Origin of the sequence: Ancylomarina longa (assembly GCF_003996985.1) — a bacterium.
Classification (GTDB): Bacteria; Bacteroidota; Bacteroidia; order Bacteroidales; family Marinifilaceae; genus Ancylomarina_A; species Ancylomarina_A longa.
The window spans coordinates 1-554 of sequence record NZ_RJJX01000175.1 but is presented as its reverse complement, the minus strand read 5'-3'; the positions used below and the strand labels follow the sequence as shown (position 1 = coordinate 554).

Here is a 554-nt window from a genome sequence, read left to right as displayed (position 1 = left end):
GCTTCCGACCAAATCAACCTTACTGGAATCGATGGTGTCTCCGGTGTGAAAGAACACCAACAGGGGTGTTACCACTACCGCAGGAAAAGGAGGACGTGTGGCGAGACAGCGACGAAGTATCACCGACATAATCTGCGAAAACTGCAAATACCTTCCAACGAAACGCACCAGAAATAAACCCAAGCCAATCCCAAAAGAATCTGACGTAAAAACCTTCAACTACACGGCTCACCTGTGGGATATCCGGTGGCTAAGACGTCGTGCGAGGAAAACAAGGTGATTGACCAAAATCGAAGTTACGAACAAGAAAGCGTCGAGCGAGCTTTAACGTGCGCTAACTGCGGTCAGAAGCTGCATGTGCTGGAAGTTCACGTGTGTGAGCACTGCTGCGCAGAACTGATGAGCGATCCGAATAGCTCGATGCACGAGGAAGAAGATGATGGCTAAACCAGCGCGAAGACGATGTAAAAACGATGAATGCCGGGAATGGTTTCACCCTGCATTCGCTAATCAGTGGTGGTGCTCTCCAGAGTGTGGAACCAAGATAGCACTCG

4 protein-coding genes are annotated in these 554 nt (G+C 50.0%); all 4 read left to right on the top strand.

Annotated features, from left to right (window positions below):
- Positions 1–131 (top strand): protein NinD (ninD, locus tag DLK05_RS16885; RefSeq protein ID WP_080154660.1); only part of this gene is annotated, 131 nt, incomplete at its 5' end.
- On the top strand, positions 98–280 hold the full coding sequence (locus tag DLK05_RS16880) for a NinE family protein (RefSeq protein ID WP_000113775.1): 183 nt from the start codon (positions 98–100) through the stop codon (positions 278–280). The genes ninD and DLK05_RS16880, both read left to right, overlap by 34 nt.
- Entirely contained in the window at positions 235–447 is a 213-nt protein-coding gene (locus DLK05_RS16875) for a protein NinF (RefSeq protein WP_306424353.1), read from the top strand. Before DLK05_RS16880 ends, DLK05_RS16875 begins: the two co-directional genes overlap by 46 nt.
- On the top strand, positions 437–554 hold a 118-nt coding region (locus DLK05_RS16870), incomplete at its 3' end, for a recombination protein NinG (protein ID WP_209319955.1). The genes DLK05_RS16875 and DLK05_RS16870, both read left to right, overlap by 11 nt.